Genomic DNA, 16,295 nt, shown 5'->3' with positions numbered 1-16,295 from the left:
GCGCCAGGCTCGGGGTGCTGCGGGCTTCCGGGGGCTGCCTTCACCGGCGCGCCGCCTGGGCCTGCGTGCGGGGGATTCGCGGGCGCTGGCTTCACGGGCGCGTCGCCTGGGCCTGCCTGCGGGATGATGAGCGGGAGCCCGGCGCGCGCCAGGGGCCGCGGACCGTCATTTCCGCTGCACGTGACAAGGGCCGCTGCGATGGCACGAAATGCCCACTCACACGGAGCCGCACGCAGGCGAGCGCACCGTGGCCGACGTTGAGTGTGCCGCCGCTCCTCCGTACCGTGTCAGTTCCATGCGCCGTTGGCTTTCGCTCGTTCTGCTGCTGCCTGGAATCGCCTGCACGCCGCCTCCCGGCCCGGAGGACACCTCGCCCGATGCCTCCCTGGCGAGCGTGCCCGCGCCCCGGGCCGCGGAGGAGCGCGGTGACACACTGAGTGCATCTGTGTCGGTATCCACGGCTGCGGCGTTCGACGGCGGCGCTGGCTCAGGCACATCAGGGGACGGCGTGGAGGTCCGCGCACCTCACGCCGATGCCAACGCTCCTGGGGACCTCCCCGTGGATGCCCGGCGCACGGCCGCGGATGCGCTGTTCGCGGCGTGGCAGCGCACCGCGGCGGATGCGGGGACTGACGGCGGCGTTGGTGACTCTGCCGAGGCGGCGCTGTCTTCGCCGCGCCTCACGCATGACGATGGGGCGGCCGTGGCGCGCGACGAGGTGCCGGCGCTGACCATCGACCCCGCCCTGGACGACCTTGCCCCGTCCGAGGAGGAGGGGGACACGCCGGGCGGAGAGGAGCTCCCCGTGCCCGAGCAGCTCACGGTCATCCCGGACGAGCTGCACCCGGGCGAGGAGCTGGTGCTCGGCCCGGACGGCGAGCCGCTCGAGGACACGGGGTTGGTGCTCGAAGACGCCGACCCAGGGCTTGCGCCCGTGAGCGGCGCGGAGGACGGAGGAACGTACGCCGTGCCCTTCGCTCCGGACGCGGGCTCGCTGCGGGTGCGCCGCTCCATCGTGGTCCGCCAGGAGCCTCGGCAGGACGCCCCGGCACTGGGCACCGTGGCGCAGGACATGCGCGTGCGCTGGCAGGGCGAAACGGCGGTGCGCGGCCCGGACTGCGAGGCCTGGATTCAGATTGAGCCGCGCGGCTGGGTCTGCGAGCGCTACCTGGAGCCCAACTTCCGCGAGCCCCGCGTGCGCGAACTCCCCAAGCTGCGCGAGGGCGAGCTGACGCCCGGCGTCTACGCCCGGGTCGTGGGCAAGCGCGTGCGCGCCTATCCCAGCCTCGCCCTGGCGCGCGCCCGGCGAAAGGGCGTGCTGCTGAAGGGCTCCGTATCGGTGCAGCTCCGCGGGCAGGTCCGCATCCGCCGCAGGACGTACTGGCGCACCACCGACGGCCAGTACCTGGAGGCGCGGGTGCTGCGCGAGTACCGGCCTTCCTCCTTCGAGGGCGTGGACGCGGAGGCCATCGCCGAGCTGCCGCCGACGTTCGCGTGGGCCCAGTCCCGCACGCGTCCCTCCGCCGCCGTGGAAGTGCGGACCGCGCCAGACGCGAAGGCCGCCCGCGAAACGGTGCTGCCTCCACGCACGCTGGTGGCCGTGAAGGAGCTGTCCGAGGACGGCCACTGGGTGAGCATCGCGGAGGACCAGTGGGTGGCGCGAGACGACCTGCACGTCGCCTGGTTCTCACACGCGCCGCCGCAGGTGGAGCCCGGCTCCCGCTGGCTGGACGTGGACCTGGATGCCCAGGTGCTGGTGGCCTACGAAGGTGAGCGGCCGGTGTACGCGACGCTCATCTCCTCCGGGAAGCAGGGCACGGACACGCCGGAGGGCCTGTTCCGCATCTGGATCAAATTCGCGGAGGCCGACATGACGGGCAGCGGCACCGCCGGCAACGACACCTACCGCGTGGCCACGGTGCCCTGGACCATGTTCTTCCAGGACGACTACGCGCTGCACACGGCCTACTGGCACGACCGCTTCGGGCAGCCCATGAGCCATGGCTGCGTCAACCTGTCGCCGAAGGACGCTCGTGCGCTCTATGCCTGGGCCTCGCCGCAGGTGCCCGTCGGTTGGTCCATGGTCCACGCGACGGAGGACGCGCCGGGCTCGTGGATTCGCATCCGCGGTCAGGCCCGGCCGACGGGCAAGCCGCGCAAGGTGGCGGTCGCCGCGACGCAGGTGGGCGCGCCGTAGCGGTCAGCTCACCACGGACACGGTGACGCGGCGCCGGTGCGGCGAGGTCCGGTGCTCCCAGACGTAGACGCCCTGCCACGTCCCCAGGTCCGCGCGGCCGTCCTTCACGGGGATGTTCAGCGCGTTCTGCGTGAGGACGGTGCGCACGTGCGCGGGCATGTCGTCCGGCCCCTCCGCGTCATGGACGAAGAGGGGGTCTCCGTCCTTCACGAGCCGCGAGAAGAAGGACTCCAAATCCCGGCGCACGTCCGGGTCCGCGTTCTCACACAGCAGCAGGGACGCGCTCGTGTGATGAAGGAACACGGTGCACAGCCCCTGGCGGGCGCCGCTCTCCGCGACGGCCCGCTGGACGTCCGCGGTGATGTCGGTGAAGCCGCGGCCCCGGCTGGCCACCGTGAGCTCCTTCGCGTGGAACATGGCTCAGCGTCCTCCCAGCCGCGCGGCGAGGAACGCGGCCAGGGCCTCCAGTTCCTCGGTGACGATGGCGTGCGGCATGTCGTAGGCGTGGAAGTCCACGGTGAGGCCCGACGCCACGAACAGGTCCCGCAGCCGCTCGGCGCTGCCCAGGGGCAGCAACGGGTCGTAGCGCCCGTGGGCCTGGAACACGGGCAGCCCCGTGCGGCCCTGGGCGCGGGGGCGCCACTCCGGCTCCGACGTCAGCGTGCCGGAGAGGATGCACAGCCCGGCGGGCGGCTCATCCAGGCGCAGGGCGACGTCGGTGGACACCATGCCGCCCTGGCTGAAGCCGCCCAGCACGATGCGCCCGTAGGGCAGCTTCATCGCGGCGCACAGCGCGTCCACGGTGCTCATCAGCGCCCTGCGCGCGGCGGGCATGCCCGGCGGCACGTCGCGCGCGAACTGCTCCCAGTCGCGCTGCTCCCCCCGCATCACCGCGTCGGGCAGGGGGAACCAGGCGCGTCCTCCGTGCGCCCAGGCCATGGGGCCGCCGGGGAAGACGAACCGCACGCGGCCCGCCAGGGCCGGCTGGAACGCCATCAACTCCGGCCCCAGGGGCACCAGGTCGGTGGCGGGCGCGCCCAGGCCATGGGAGAGGACGACGACCAGCTCGGGCGTCGCGCCCTCGGGGAGCGCGTCGATGACGTGGCAGTCCAGCTCACCCAACCGCGTGGCCACGTGGCGCAGGGCGCGTTCCATCGTCAGTTCCCGCTGCCGGCCGGGGCCTGGTCGCTCATCGCGATCTTCTGGATGACGACCGGCTCCAGGGGCTTGTCGCGCGGGTCGCGCTGCACGTTGGAGATCTTCTCCACCACGTCGTAGCCCGACACCACCTCACCGAAGATGGTGTGGCGGTTGTTGAGGTAGTCCGGCGTGGAGGTGGTGATGAAGAACTGGCTGCCGTTGGTGCCGGGGCCGGCGTTGGCCATGGCCAGCAGGCCCTTCTTGTTGAAGGTGCGGCCGCTCTGGAACTCGTCCTCGAAGCGGTAGCCCGGGTCGCCGCGGCCGGTGCCCGTGGGGTCGCCGCCCTGAATCATGAAGCCCGGAATCACCCGGTGGAAGATGACGCCGTCGTACAGCGGCTTGCCCTCCACGCGCTGGCCCGTCTTCGGATCCGTCCAGGCCTTCTCGCCCGTGGCCAGGCCCACGAAGTTGGCCACCGTCTTGGGGGCATCCTTGGAGAAGAGGCGCACGACGATGGCGCCCTGGTTCGTTTCGAGGGTGGCGTAGACGTCCTGGCCCGCCTGGACCTTCTTCGTCCATTCACCCGAGGCGGCCTCGGCGGGGGGCGCCGCGGCCGGCGCCTCGGCGGCGGAAGGCGCCGTGGGCTTCGCCGGCGTCGTCGCCGAAGGCGGGGTACCACCCCCCATGGATTCCTTCTTGTCGGAGTCCTTGCAGGCGGTGAGGGTAAGGCAGAGGAGGACAGTCGTCAGGAATTGGGTCCGCATGGCACGCGGACCTTAGCCCCTTTTCCAATGGATTCCAGGGGCTTACGGGGTCACCGGTCGGTATCTGTCAGATACCCGGAGTGAAAATCGGTAAAGTCTGTGAGTCTGGACGCAACAACTCTCCAGAAAGCCCGATGATCCGGGTAACGCTTCAAAACAGCCCATCAGATTCCTGTAGGAGCACAGCCCATGGCGCCTCCCATTCGCCGCAACGAGCCCCGTCCCGTTCCGACGCCTCCCGTGACGGCGCGTCCGACGCCTCCGCCGCCTCCTCCCCGCGCGGAGGCCCGTCCCGGGCAGTCCGACCGGTTCGAGGACGCGCACAACCGCGTGACGCAGGCCGCCACTGGGCTCCGCTCTGTCTCGGATGCCGCGGTCGCCACGCAGGTGCGTGACGCCTTCGGGCCCCGCCGCTTCGGCCCCTTCAACCTGCCGGGTGGCAATGGCCCCGTCGTCGAAGGGGCGAATACCCGCCTCGCGCGCGGCGCCGGTGCCGTCAGCCTCGCGGCCAACGTGGCGCAGCTGCCCACCGGAGCCATCGAGACGTTCCGTGACGTGCGCGATGCGCTCCGCAACCCGACCGAGGCGAACGTCCGTGAGGCGGTGGGCACCGCCTCGGGCACGCTCTCCACGGGGCTGATGGCGGCGCGGGATGGCCTGAGCCTCGCGGGCAACGTCAGCAACTACCGCGCTGCCACCGACGCGGCTCGCACCGCCTTCACCGCCGCGGCCCCGGAGGCTTCGCGTGCCGCCGCCAACCGCGTGGCCACCACCGCCGCCAACACCGCGCTGGAAGGTGCGTCGCGTCAGGTCGTGCGCCGCGCGGCAGCCGAGGTCGCCGAGCGCGGACTCGAGGGCGCCGCCCGCACGGCTGGCACCGCCGCGCGCGCCGCGGTGCAGGGCGGTGGCACCGCGGTGGCGCGGGCCGCGGGCCGCTTCACCCCGGGCCTCAACGTCGCCATCGCCGCGGCGGACACCGTGGCGGCCGTGAACACCATCACGGACCCGAACGCTTCGGCTGGGAGGAAGATTACCGCTGGAGTGACGGCGCTGGGGTCCATCGCCGCCGCGACGAACATCCCGGTCGTGAGCCAGGTGGGGGCGGCCGTCTCCACCGTGTCCGGCTTCATCGGCTCCTTCTTCTAGGAAGCGCCGCGTCGTCAATCTCAACGCTCCGGGGGGCTTCGGTCCTCCCGGAGCGTTGTGCTATCCGAGGGGGCGGAGCGAGAGACCATGACGACCCATGATGATTCGCAGGGCGGTCGTAAGAATGCCCGTTCGCTGGCCGAGCTTCATGCGCTCGGCATCATGAAGAAGATGCCGGCGGCGCTGCAGCTCGACAGCACCGAGCCAGTGGCGCTCCCCGCGGTGGAGGCTCCTTCCCTGGAGGGGGTGTCGGTGGTCCGGGTGGCGCCTGCGCCATTGACGGAGCAGGAGCTCGTGGACCGCTTCGATGCGCTCCGTCGCCGGCACGCAGACGTCCGCGAGCGTCAGCCGGGCGAGGATGTGGCGCTCGAGGACGACGTGCTCGTGGACGTGCTGGGCTTCGCCAACAACCGGCTGATGCCCTTCTCTGTCCGGGAGAACTGGTGGGTGCGCGTCGCGGCGGATCCGGGGCTGCCCGGCTTCTTTGAATCACTGGCGGGGGCGAAGGTGGGCCAGTCGGTCGGCATCGAGCTGACGCTGCCGGACACCTACCCCGTGGAGACGCTGCGGGGGCAGCCGGCCCGCTTCCTCGTGAGCGTGAAGGCGGCGCGAGCGCTGAAGTTGCTGGACGATGACTCGCCGGAGTTGCTGTCACGGCTGGGCATGGGCTCCATCACGGACGTCATGCGCAAGCTGGGGGACGAACTGGCCCAGGAGCGGCTCGCCGACGTGGACCGGTTGACCCAGGAGCGCGTCATGGACGTGCTCGTGGACCGCACGCCGGTGGAGCTGTCCGCCGCGCTGGTGGACGAGGAGATTCGCCAGCGCTGGGCGGAGGCCGAGCGGCCCATCCTCCAGCGCAAGGATTTCCAGCCCGACGAGCTCCAGGAGGCGCTGGAGGGGTGGCTGCAGGATCCGCTGACCCGGATGGATGCGGCGTACCGCATCACGCTGGCGCTGGTCCTGCGAGCCATCGCTGAACGCGACGGCATCCAGCCGGACCGCGCGGCGACGGACGCCATGCTGGAGGACCTCGCGAGCTTCACGGGCGTCAGCCGGCAGGAGTTGGGCGTGGCGGTGAAGGAGGACGAGGCGCTGGCTCGCCGCCTGTACGAGATGGCGCTGCGCTTCTCCACCATCGACCACGTGATGAAGAAGGTGACGCTGACGCCCGCCGAGGCGTGAGGCTCAGCGCGTCTCCAACGCCAGGGCGACCATCACCTCCGTGAGGTCGCCCGGGTGGTAGCGGACCAGGCCTGGCAGGCCGCGCAGCGCGGCCTCCGCGTGGTCCATGTCGTGCAGCCGCACCACGCGCGCGCCGGGCACCTCCGCGTCCACCGCCGTCACCATGCCGTCCGCCTGGTACCCGTAGCGCTCGTGCAGGTAGCGCTGGAGCGGGTACAGCGTGGAGGTGCGCGACAGCCGCGAGGTGGCCAGCGACACGGTGGGGATGTCGGCGGGGTAGGGGTGCTGCTGGATGAAGGCCTGCCGCTGGGGATAGGACAGCTCCTCCACCGAGCGGGACACGCCGTGGAACAGCAGCGGGAAGGCGAAGTCGATGAGCCGCCGGAGCCGGGGCGTGGTGGCCAGGTCGTGCGCGATGGATGAGCCGCCATACGGCGCCTGGAGCGTCACCACCGCGCGCACCACGTGGCGCAGCTCCGGGTAGAGCGCCAGCGTGGCGGTGCACTCCACGCCGCCCTTGCTGTGTCCCACCATCACCACGCTGCGGCCGAAGTACTCCGCGTCGCGCAGCACCTCGCGGAGCACCGCCACGTTGTCCGCGAGCAGCCCTTCGGTGTCCACCGCGGCCTCGCGCACGCTCAGTCCCCGGCGCTCCAGCCGCTGCACGTTGTCCAGCAGGTAGCCGGGCAGCTCGTCTCCCAGCATGCCGCGCACCAGCACGTACTGGTGGCGACGGGCCTCTTCCGGTAGCACCGGCAGCCCCTGGCGGACGCGCGCGAGCAGCGCATGGAAGCGGGGCGTGAGGTCCTCGGGGGGGAGGGTCTGCGCCGCCCGCTTCAGCCAGCCGGCCATGCCCGCGCAGCCAGGGCCCCACCAGCGCTCGGCGGGGGGCAGCCCGCGCAGCGTGCGCGCGAGCCGGGTGATGGCGCTCGGGGCCGCGGCGTGGGTGGACGGAGCGTGGGGGGCATCGGTCTGCGACGGGGGCATCTCGGAAGGGAGCGTACCGGGAAGTCCGAGGCGGGCGCCAACGTGGCGCCGCGCGCTCCAGGGGATGACATGGGGCCGGACGCGAGGAAGGGCCCGTGATAAGACGTCCGGGGACGGGAGGATTTCGAAGCTGACCACCGGACAGGAATGGCTGGTTGACGCCAGCGGCTGCGTGCCTGGCAGCCTCAAGGACGCGGCGGCACTGGCGGCGCTCTTCGAGGAGCTCATCGTCGTGCTGGACCTGAAGGTCGTGGGCCAGCCGCAGTGGCACGTGTTTCCGGAGCCTGGTGGCATCACCGGGCTGGCGCTGCTGGCCGAAAGCCACCTGGGCATCCACACATTTCCCGAGCACGGGTTCGCCGCGCTCAACCTGTACTGCTGCCGTGAGCGCCAGCGTCCGGACTTCGAGGCGCTGCTGGCGCGCCATCTGGGGGCGACGGCGTGCGTGGTGCGTGAGCTGAAGCGAGGGGGGACGGCGTGACGCAGGGGAAGTGTCCATCGTGTGGTGCGATGGTGGAGTTCACCGCCGGGTCGGCGCAGGTGGTGGTGTGCGACTACTGCCAGACGGTGGTGGCTCGAAAGGGCCTGGACTTCGAGTCCCACGGGAAGATTGGCAGCATCGTCCCCACCGATTCGCCGTTGCAGCTCCGCGCGGAGGGGCGCTACCGCAAGGTGGCGTACACCATCGTCGGCCACCTGCAGAAGGACCACGGCGCGGGCCCGTGGGACGAGTGGTACGTGGAGTTCGCGGACGGCCGCACCGGGTGGCTCAGCGAGTCCGAGGGCGCCTTCCACCTGATGTTCGACATGGGGCCCGAAGAGGGCGTGCTGCTGGAGGATCTGCACCCGGGAGAGCGGCTGCACCTGCGCGACCGCGCGTGGGTCATCGAGGAGCGTGGCCACGGCCGCGTGGTGGCCGCCGCGGGTCAGCTCCCCAGCGACGTGGACCCCACGCAGGACGCCTGGTACGTGGACGCCACGGGGCCCAAGGGCGCCTTCCTCACGCTCGACTTCGGCACGCGTGGGCACTCGCCCGAGGTCTTCGTCGGCGAGGCGCTGAAGCTGGAGCAGCTGGGCATCCCGGCCGGGCAGCTCCGGCCCCGCGTGCGCAAGGTGGAGCTGCAGCAGGCGCGCTGCACGCAGTGCAACGGCAACCTGTCCCTGCGCGCGCCGGACAAGACGCTGCGCGTGGCGTGCCCCTACTGCGGCGCGCTGCTGGACGCGCGCCAGGGCAAGCTGTCCTTCCTGCGCATGCTGGAGAAGCCGAGCCGGCCGCTCCTCATCCCCCTGGGAACCAAGGGGAAGCTGGATGGCGCGGAGTGGATCTGCATCGGCTACCTGGAGCGCTCGTGCACCGTGGAGGGCGTGCGCTACCCGTGGGAGGAGTTCCTCCTCTACAACGCGTCGCGTGGCTTCGTGTGGCTGATGAACTCCAACGGCCACTGGGTGTTCCTGAAGCCGCTGCCCGCGGGTGACGTGTCGCTGTCGCCGGGCGTCGCCGCCTTCCATGAGCACCGCCGCTACAAGTGCTTCCAGCACGTCACCGCGGTCACGGACAAGGTGTTGGGGGAGTTCTACTGGACGGTGCGGGTGGGCGAGCGGGCCGAGGCGTCGGAGTACGTCGCCGCGCCGTACTCGGTGAACGTGGACGCCACGGACGACGAGGTGTCGTACACCCACGGCGAGTACCTGGAGCCCGAGGTGGTGAAGGAGGCCTTCGGCTTGAAGGAGCCGATGCCTCAGCGGGAGGGCATCGCACCCAGCCAGCCGAACCCGCATCAGTCGGGCCTGCGCTCCGTCTTCGTCTGGACTGGGCTCTGGATACTGGCGTTGTTCGTGTTGTCGGCCGTGCTGTCCTTGACCGCCGCGAAGACGGTCGTCCTGGAGGAGGCGGTGGTGATACCGCCGGATGCCACGCCAGGCACGCCCGCGGCCATGCACTTCAGTGAGCCCTTCGAATTGCCCAAGCGCGGCAACATGCGCGTGGAAATCAGCGGCACGCCCTTCAACGAGTGGCTGGGCATCCAGGGCGACCTGGTGAACCAGGACACGAACGACGTGGTCCTCTTCTACGAGGAGCTGAGCTACTACCGCGGCAACGACGGCGACGGCGAGTGGACCGAAAGCAACATGTCCACCAGCACCTATCTATCGCCGGTGCCCGCTGGGAAGTACGCGCTGCGCACGACGGCGAGCTTCGCGGCGAACCCGAGGCGGCCGCGGCCCATGACGTACCGGGTGAAGCTCATCCACGACACGCCCAACTCGAGCTGGTTCTGCTTCGCGCTGGGGTTGATGGTGGTGGGGCCGGTGGTGGCGTTGTATCGCTCGCACAGCTTCGAGACGCGGCGCTGGGCGGAGAGCAACGTCTAGGTTTGAGTCGTCAAACGTGACGGAGGCGCGTCATGAAGTGGTTTGGAGGACTGGTGCTGCTGGGCTACGCGGCATTGACGATTTCGGGCTGGTCCCCCTTCACGAAGGAAGAGCGGGACAAGGTACCGGGCAACGTCCGGCGTGGGCCGGGCGGCGTCCTGCTGTGGACTGGCGGCTACATGGGAGGGAAGTGATGTTGTTACTTGGCGTGGTGGTCAGCGTTCAGGGTGTGCTGGCGAGCATCATCTACTCGCTCATCGGATTGGCGGTGTTCGTGGCGGGCTTCTATGTCATCCGCCTCATCATGCCGTTCGACGTGCACAAGGAGCTGGAGGCCGACCAGAACACGGCGGTGGGCATCGTCATCGGTTCCTTCATCATCGGTCTGGCCATCATCGTGGCCGCGGCCATCAGCGGATGAAGGCGCGCGCCGCACGCCCATGCCTGCGCGAAGTGAAGTGACGCCGTGAACAAGACGCTGCTGTACATCACCGTCATCGTCATCGCGACGTGCGGGCTCATCTATGAGCTCGTCGTCGGGGCGCTCGCGAGCTACCTGCTCGGCGATTCCGTCACCCAGTTCTCCACCGTCATTGGCGGCTACCTGTTCGCCATGGGCATTGGCAGCTACCTGTCGCGCTACATCGAGCGCGGGGTGGCGCAGCGCTTCGTGGAGGTGGAGCTGGCGGTGGCGCTGCTGGGCGGCATCTGCGCGCCGGTGCTGTTCCTCACCTTCACGCTGACGGACCTGTTCCAGGTGGCGCTGTACGGCAGCGTGATTGCCATTGGCGCGCTGGTGGGCATGGAGATTCCCCTCCTGCTGCGCATCCTGAAGGACCAGGTCAAGTTCAAGGACCTCATCAGCCAGGTGCTGTCGCTGGACTACGTGGGCGCGCTCGCGGCCAGCGTGGCCTTCCCGTTGCTGCTGGTGCCGAAGCTGGGCCTGGTGCGCACGTCCCTGCTGTTCGGCGTGCTGAACGCGGCGGTGGCGCTGTGGAGCACCTGGTTGCTGGCGCCGCTGCTGGGCAACCCGCTGCGGCTGCGCGTCAAGGCGGTGGGCCTGACGGTGCTGCTGCTGGCGGGCTTCGTCATGGGCGACCGGCTCACCACCTTCTACGAGGACCAGCTCTACGCGGATGACGTGGTCCACGCGTCCAGCTCGCCGTATCAGCGCATCATCCTCACGCGCGGCAAGCGGGGCTTCTCGCTCTTCCTCAACGGCAACCTCCAGTTCGCCAGCCTGGACGAGTACCGCTACCACGAGTCCCTGGTGCACCCGGCCATGGTGCGCGCGGGCAAGGTGGAGAACGTGCTCATCCTGGGCGGTGGGGACGGCCTGGCCGCGCGGGAAGTGCTGCGCTACCCGGAGGTCCGCTCCGTCACGCTGGTGGACCTGGACCCGATGATTACGGGGCTGGCGACGAACTACGGGGAGCTGGCGAAGCTGAACCGCCACGCGATGACGGACCCGCGGATGCGGGTGGTCAACGGGGACGCGATGCAGTTCCTCACCGAGGGCGGCGCGCAGTACGACGTGGTGGTGGTGGACTTCCCGGACCCGAACAACTTCGCGCTGGGGAAGCTGTACACCACGGGGTTCTACAAGCTGCTCAAGAAGCGCATCGCGCCAGACGGCGTGGCGGTGGTGCAGAGCACCAGCCCGCTGTTCGCCCGGCGCTCCTTCTGGTGCGTGGAGAAGACGCTCAGGGCCGCGGGCTTCTGGACGGAGCCGTACCACGCGCTGGTGCCGTCGTTCGGTGAGTGGGGCTACGTGCTCATTGCACACGAGCCGCCCGCCCGGCACCGGCCGCTGCCCGAAGGGCTGCTCTTCCTGGATGACGCGACGATGGCGTCACTCACCCAGTTCCCTCCGGACATGGGGCCCTTGCCCGTGGAGGTGAACCGGCTGAACAACCAGGTGCTGGTGCACTACTACGAGGCGGAGTGGCAGCGGTGGAACTGACGCGGCGGGAGCTGGTCGCCGCGTTCCTCGGTTCCGCGGTGGCGGCCAGTGCGTGCCGGAAGTCGGGGCCACGGGAGCGTGTCCCCGGCGCGGTGGTGGACCAGGCCGTGGAGCTGGGGCACCGGCTGCGCGGCGGGCCGCTGCCTCGCGCGGACGTCGTGGAGCCCGTGGAGGTGTTGGTGGTGGGCGCGGGCGTGGCGGGCCTGTCCGCGGCCTGGCGGCTGGCGAGCGCGGGCGTGCGAGGCGTCCGCGTGCTGGAGCTGGAGGCGGAGCCGGGAGGCACGTCCCGCTCCGGGCGCAATGCCATCTCCGCGTATCCATGGGGCGCGCACTACCTGCCGGCGCCGCTGGAGGACCGGGGCCCTGTCGTCCGGCTGCTGCGGGAGATGGGGGCCGTCACCGACGTGGATGACACGGGCCGGCCGCGCTTCGAGGAGTCGCTGCTCATCCACGAGCCGGAGGAGCGCTTCTTCTACCGGGGCCACTGGTACGAAGGGCTCTACCTGCACGCGGGCGCCAGCGTGGAGGACCTGGAGGAGCTGCGGCGCTTCGAGGCGCGGATGAACGGCTTCGCCTCCGCGCGAGACGCGAAGGGGCGCCGGGCCTTCGCGGTGCCTTCCGGCCTGTCCAGTGACGACGCCGAGTGGACGGCGCTGGACGCGCTGAGCATGGCGGCCTGGATGGAGCGCGAGGGCTTCCGCTCCGCGCGGCTGAAGTGGGTGGTGGACTACGCGTGCCGCGACGACTTCGGGACCACCGCCGAGCATGTCTCCGCCTGGGCTGGCATCTGGTACTTCACCGCGCGGCAGGACGGGAATGGGGAGCGCAGCGAGGGCTACCTGAGCTGGCCCGAAGGCAATGGCCGGCTGGTGCGGCAGCTCGTGTCGGCGCTGCCGAACGGCGCGGTGGAGGGCAACGTGCTGGTGCACACCGTGGAGCCCGTGGAGGGCGGCTGCCGTGTGGACGCGCTGGAGGCGGGCTCGGGCAAGCCCCGGGCCTTCCTGGCGCGGCAGGTGGTGCTGGCGTGTCCGCGCTTCATCGCCGCGCACGTGGTGGCGCCGTGGCGGCGGGAGCGTCCGGCGTGGCTGAGTGGCTTCACGTATGGGCCGTGGGTGGTGGCGAACCTGACGCTGTCGTCGCCGCCGCGCTCGCGGGGCTTCCCGCTGGCCTGGGACAACGTCTTCTATGAGAGCCGCAGCCTGGGTTACGTGGTGGCCACGCACCAGACGCTGCGCCAGGACGAGCAGGGCCCCACGGTGCTCACGTGGTACCTGCCCATGGACGGCGCGGACGTGAAGGCCGAGCGGGAGAAGGCGCTGTCGGCCAGCTACGCGGACTGGGAGGCCCTGGTGATGGCGGACATGCGGCCCGCGCACCCTGGCATCTCCGGGCAGGCGCAGCGGCTGGAGGTCCAGCGCTGGGGCCACGCCATGGTGCGGCCTACACCGGGCTTCATGTGGGGGCAGGCGAAGCAGGCCGCGGGGGAGAGCCTGGGGAGCTCGCTGCACTTCGCGCACTCGGACCTGGGCGGCATGGGGCTCTTCGAAGAGGCGAACTGGTTTGGCGTGCGGGCCGCGGAGCGCGTGCTGGCGGAGCTGGGCCGGCGTGAGGTGAGCTGGCTGTAGTCGCCGGCTGCCGCGTTCCATTCCAGGCGCCCATGGGGGCGTTCCCCTGACGCGGTGAGCGCCCTCGGCATGCGGTGTCCCGCCTGCTCGTGCCCGCCTGGAGGACAGGGGGCATTGTCTGGCCCCATGTGCATCTCCCTCCACGAGGGCCCACGGCACGTTCATTCCCGCGCGTCCTCGTGGAGGCCGCACCATGTCGCTCAAGGAATACCTTCCCGGAACGCCATTCCCTGGTGTCATCGGCCGGACGGATGAGGAGTCCTCGCCTGCCTGGCCCGCGCCGCTGCGCGCGAAGCCGGGGGCGCCCAACGTCCTCTTCATCGTCCTGGACGACACGGGCTTCGGTCAGCTCGGTTGCTATGGCTCGCCCATCCGCACGCCCAACCTGGACCGGTTGGCGAAGGGGGGACTGCGCTACAACAACATGCACACCACCGCGCTCTGCTCGCCCACGCGCTCGTGCATCCTCACCGGCCGCAACCACCACTCCAATGGCATGGCGGGAATCACGGAAATCTCCGTGGGCTACCCCGGCCGCAACGGCACCATCCCCTTCGAGAACGGCTTCATCTCCGAGATGCTGGCCGGGCACGGCTACAACACCTACTGCGTGGGCAAGTGGCACCTCACGCCCGCGGAACAGACGAGCGCCGCGGGGCCCTACTCACGCTGGCCCCTGGGCCGCGGCTTCGAGCGGTACTACGGCTTCCTCGGGGGCGACACGCACCAGTACTACCCCGACCTCGTTCACGACAATCATCAGGTCCGGCCGCCGAAGACACCCGAGGAGGGCTATCACCTGACGGAGGACCTGGTGGACCGGGCCATCGGCTTCATCGCCGACGCCAAGCAGGTGGCGCCCGACAAGCCCTTCTTCCTCTACTTCTGCACCGGCGCCATGCATGCGCCCCACCATGTCCCCCGGGAATGGGCGGACCGCTACAAGGGCCAGTTCGACGACGGCTGGGATGCCTACCGCGAGAAGGTCTTCCGGCGTCAGCTCGAGACTGGCGTGCTGCCGCCGGGCACCCAGTTGTCGCGCCATGACCCGGACGTGCAGGACTGGGACAGCCTGTCTCCGGAGGAACGGCGGCTCTACGCCCGGATGATGGAGGTGTTCGCGGGCTTCCTGGAGCACACCGACCACCACATCGGCCGGCTCATCCAGTCACTGGAGGCGAGCGGGGAGCTGGAGAACACGCTCATCATGGTCATCTCCGACAATGGCGCCAGTCCGGAGGGCGGCCTGCATGGCTCCGTCAATGAGCTGAAGTTCTTCAACAACGCGCCGGAGTCGCTGGAGCAGAACCTGGCGGCGCTGGACGAGCTGGGCGGACCGCGCCACTTCAACCACTATCCCTGGGGCTGGGCCTGGGCGGGCAATACGCCCTTCAAACGGTGGAAGCGCGAGACGTACCGGGGAGGCACCACGGACCCCTTCATCGTCCACTGGCCCCGAGGCATCCAGGCGCGGGGCGAGATTCGTTCGCAGTACTGCCACGCCATCGACATGGTGCCCACGGTGCTGGACTGCCTGGGCATCGACCCGCCCACGGAGATTCGCGGCGTCACGCAGTCACCCATCGAAGGCGTCAGCTTCAAGCACACCTTCCATGACGCGGACGCGGAGAGCCGACACCACACGCAGTACTTCGAGATGTTCAGCCACCGGGCCCTGTACCACGACGGGTGGCGGGCGGTGTGCCCGTTCCCCGGACCGTCCTTCACGGAGTCGCACGAGCCGTTCGGCATGCTGAAGCTCACCGAGGCCAGGCTGCGCGAGTTCGATACGGAGGGCTGGGAGCTGTACCACGTGGCGGAGGACTGCTCGGAGACGCGGAACGTGGCCGCGCAGGAGCGCGACAAGCTCATCGAGATGATTGCCCGCTGGTACGTCGAGGCGGGCCGGTACGATGTGCTCCCGCTGGTAACGCCATCCCGCGAGCTCTTCGTCGTGGAGCGGCCGCAGATTTCGCGGGAGCGGGCGCGTTACGTCTACCGGCCGAACACGTCACCCGCGCCGGAGAACGTGGCGGTGCACGTTCTCAACCGCGCCCACGCCATCACCGCGCGGGTGGAGGTGGAGGACGGCGTCGAGGGCGTGTTGCTCTGCCACGGTGGATTGACGGGCGGGTACTCGCTCTTCGTCAAGGACGGCAAGCTGCACTACGTCTACAACTTCGTGGGAGAGAAGGAGTTCCACCTGGAGTCCGCCGTGGACGTGCCGAAGGGGCACGCGGAGCTGCGCTTCGAGTTCCAGCCCACGGGCGCGCCCGACCTGCCCGCGGGCCGGGGCGCGCCGGGACGGGGGCGCCTCTTCATCAACGGCGACCTGGTGGCGCAGAGTGACATCTCGGAGACCATGCCGCTGCTCATCAGCCTGGGGGAGGGACTCACGTGCGGCCGAGACGAGAACTCGCCGGTGAGTCAGCGGTACCAACCGCCCTTCGCGTTCAGGGGCGGGACGCTGACGGAGGTGGTGGTGGACGTGTCGGGCGAGCACGTCCACGACGCCGCGACGGAGGCGAACACGGTCATGGCGCGACAATAGCCGCGTGGGCGGTGGACTGGCCTGGGGCGACGGTGACGATGATGATGTCGGTGCGTCGCGCCAGGGTCAGCAGCTCGGCCGGGCTGGGCACCACCGGGTGCCGTGAGCCTCCGCCTCCGACGCCCTGGGGGAAGTACAGCGCCCTTTCCGCCTCCACGTAGAGGACGGGGACGCGGCTCCCCCGGGCCTCGATGCCCGGAGGCGCGAAGACCTGGACGCCGCGGTTCGGGGACGCGGGTGGCGCTGGCGCCGGAGCGCACCCAGCGGCCAGGGCGAACAGCAATGACAGCCAACGTCGCATGACGGGACTCCTGGCCCCGGCCTGGTGGCCGGGCGCTCGATGGGTTCATGACGGATGTGCGGC

15 protein-coding genes are annotated in these 16,295 nt (G+C 70.3%); 10 read left to right on the top strand and 5 right to left on the bottom strand.

Annotated elements, in window-relative coordinates; translation table 11 throughout:
* Positions 1-295: 295 nt before the first annotated feature.
* Entirely contained in the window at positions 296-2,197 is a 1,902-nt protein-coding gene (locus HNV26_RS28690) for a L,D-transpeptidase family protein (RefSeq protein WP_253817149.1), read from the top strand.
* Between the two features lie 3 nt (positions 2,198-2,200).
* Here HNV26_RS28690 and HNV26_RS28685 read toward each other — a convergent pair whose 3' ends face one another.
* The 3 genes from HNV26_RS28685 to HNV26_RS28675 are packed head-to-tail and all read right to left on the bottom strand — an operon-like array spanning position 2,201 to position 4,101.
* Positions 2,201-2,614, bottom strand: coding sequence for a secondary thiamine-phosphate synthase enzyme YjbQ (locus HNV26_RS28685; RefSeq protein ID WP_171441698.1), 414 nt, complete (start codon positions 2,612-2,614; stop codon positions 2,201-2,203).
* Between the two features lie 3 nt (positions 2,615-2,617).
* Entirely contained in the window at positions 2,618-3,352 is a 735-nt protein-coding gene (locus tag HNV26_RS28680; protein ID WP_171441697.1) for an alpha/beta hydrolase, read from the bottom strand.
* A gap of 2 nt (positions 3,353-3,354) precedes the next feature.
* Entirely contained in the window at positions 3,355-4,101 is a 747-nt protein-coding gene (locus tag HNV26_RS28675; protein WP_171441696.1) for a peptidylprolyl isomerase, read from the bottom strand.
* Positions 4,102-4,290: 189 nt separating this feature from the next.
* Between HNV26_RS28675 and HNV26_RS28670 the strand changes: the two genes are divergently transcribed.
* On the top strand, positions 4,291-5,247 hold the full coding sequence (locus tag HNV26_RS28670; RefSeq protein ID WP_171441695.1) for a hypothetical protein: 957 nt from the start codon (positions 4,291-4,293) through the stop codon (positions 5,245-5,247).
* A gap of 87 nt (positions 5,248-5,334) precedes the next feature.
* A complete protein-coding gene (locus HNV26_RS28665) occupies positions 5,335-6,432 on the top strand; it encodes a trigger factor (protein ID WP_171441694.1) in 1,098 nt (365 codons plus the stop codon).
* Between the two features lie 3 nt (positions 6,433-6,435).
* Here the strand turns inward: HNV26_RS28665 and HNV26_RS28660 are convergent, their stop codons facing one another.
* The gene (locus HNV26_RS28660; RefSeq protein ID WP_171441693.1) at positions 6,436-7,647 is read right to left on the bottom strand and encodes a lipase family protein; all 1,212 of its coding nucleotides are present in this window, start codon (positions 7,645-7,647) and stop codon (positions 6,436-6,438) included.
* On the opposite strand from HNV26_RS28660, the gene speD reads away from it, so the two are divergent.
* The 7 genes from speD (at position 7,592) to HNV26_RS28625 (ending at position 15,931) form a co-directional block, all read left to right on the top strand.
* Positions 7,592-7,900: an S-adenosylmethionine decarboxylase gene (gene speD / locus HNV26_RS28655; RefSeq protein ID WP_366817043.1), complete on the top strand. Its 309-nt coding sequence runs from the start codon at positions 7,592-7,594 to the stop codon at positions 7,898-7,900. The genes HNV26_RS28660 and speD overlap by 56 nt on opposite strands.
* Positions 7,897-9,792 carry a DUF4178 domain-containing protein gene (locus tag HNV26_RS28650; RefSeq protein WP_171441692.1) on the top strand — a complete coding sequence of 632 codons (1,896 nt, stop codon included), beginning with the start codon at positions 7,897-7,899 and terminating at the stop codon, positions 9,790-9,792. The genes speD and HNV26_RS28650 overlap by 4 nt, the downstream gene beginning before the upstream one ends.
* Before the next feature lie 32 nt (positions 9,793-9,824).
* Positions 9,825-9,986, top strand: a complete 162-nt coding sequence (locus HNV26_RS28645) for a hypothetical protein (protein WP_020478251.1) — start codon at positions 9,825-9,827, stop codon at positions 9,984-9,986.
* Entirely contained in the window at positions 9,986-10,213 is a 228-nt protein-coding gene (locus HNV26_RS28640; protein WP_002635242.1) for a DUF350 domain-containing protein, read from the top strand. Before HNV26_RS28645 ends, HNV26_RS28640 begins: the two co-directional genes overlap by 1 nt.
* 45 nt (positions 10,214-10,258) lie before the next feature.
* Positions 10,259-11,755 (top strand): polyamine aminopropyltransferase, encoded by a 1,497-nt coding sequence (locus tag HNV26_RS28635; protein WP_171441691.1) that lies wholly within the window; start codon positions 10,259-10,261, stop codon positions 11,753-11,755.
* The gene (locus tag HNV26_RS28630) at positions 11,746-13,380 is read left to right on the top strand and encodes an FAD-dependent oxidoreductase (RefSeq protein WP_171441729.1); all 1,635 of its coding nucleotides are present in this window, start codon (positions 11,746-11,748) and stop codon (positions 13,378-13,380) included. The genes HNV26_RS28635 and HNV26_RS28630 overlap by 10 nt, the downstream gene beginning before the upstream one ends.
* Positions 13,381-13,573: 193 nt before the next feature.
* The gene (locus HNV26_RS28625) at positions 13,574-15,931 is read left to right on the top strand and encodes an arylsulfatase (RefSeq protein ID WP_171441690.1); all 2,358 of its coding nucleotides are present in this window, start codon (positions 13,574-13,576) and stop codon (positions 15,929-15,931) included.
* Here HNV26_RS28625 and HNV26_RS28620 read toward each other — a convergent pair.
* Positions 15,915-16,232: a hypothetical protein gene (locus HNV26_RS28620; protein WP_171441689.1), complete on the bottom strand. Its 318-nt coding sequence runs from the start codon at positions 16,230-16,232 to the stop codon at positions 15,915-15,917. The two genes, HNV26_RS28625 and HNV26_RS28620, sit on opposite strands and share 17 nt — an antisense overlap.
* Positions 16,233-16,295 lie beyond the last annotated feature (63 nt).

It is taken from the genome of Myxococcus xanthus (assembly GCF_013116825.1).
In the GTDB taxonomy this organism is placed as follows: Bacteria; Myxococcota; Myxococcia; order Myxococcales; family Myxococcaceae; genus Myxococcus; species Myxococcus xanthus_B.
This window is presented reverse-complemented; position numbering and strand designations above follow the sequence as displayed.

Bases quoted from the DNA above. Each gene is read 5' to 3' on its own strand.
- HNV26_RS28665 (WP_171441694.1), top strand. From the start codon at position 5,335: ATGACGACCCATGATGATTCGCAGGGCGGTCGTAAGAATGCCCGTTCG.
- HNV26_RS28675 (WP_171441696.1), bottom strand. From the start codon at position 4,101: ATGCGGACCCAATTCCTGACGACTGTCCTCCTCTGCCTTACCCTCACC.
- HNV26_RS28620 (WP_171441689.1), bottom strand. From the start codon at position 16,232: ATGCGACGTTGGCTGTCATTGCTGTTCGCCCTGGCCGCTGGGTGCGCT.
- HNV26_RS28660 (WP_171441693.1), bottom strand. From the start codon at position 7,647: ATGAGCTCCTCGAAGAGCGCCGCCAGTGCCGCCGCGTCCTTGAGGCTG.
- HNV26_RS28645 (WP_020478251.1), top strand. From the start codon at position 9,825: ATGAAGTGGTTTGGAGGACTGGTGCTGCTGGGCTACGCGGCATTGACG.
- HNV26_RS28640 (WP_002635242.1), top strand. From the start codon at position 9,986: ATGTTGTTACTTGGCGTGGTGGTCAGCGTTCAGGGTGTGCTGGCGAGC.
- HNV26_RS28670 (WP_171441695.1), top strand. From the start codon at position 4,291: ATGGCGCCTCCCATTCGCCGCAACGAGCCCCGTCCCGTTCCGACGCCT.
- HNV26_RS28690 (WP_253817149.1), top strand. From the start codon at position 296: ATGCGCCGTTGGCTTTCGCTCGTTCTGCTGCTGCCTGGAATCGCCTGC.
- HNV26_RS28625 (WP_171441690.1), top strand. From the start codon at position 13,574: ATGTCGCTCAAGGAATACCTTCCCGGAACGCCATTCCCTGGTGTCATC.
- HNV26_RS28680 (WP_171441697.1), bottom strand. From the start codon at position 3,352: ATGGAACGCGCCCTGCGCCACGTGGCCACGCGGTTGGGTGAGCTGGAC.
- HNV26_RS28685 (WP_171441698.1), bottom strand. From the start codon at position 2,614: ATGTTCCACGCGAAGGAGCTCACGGTGGCCAGCCGGGGCCGCGGCTTC.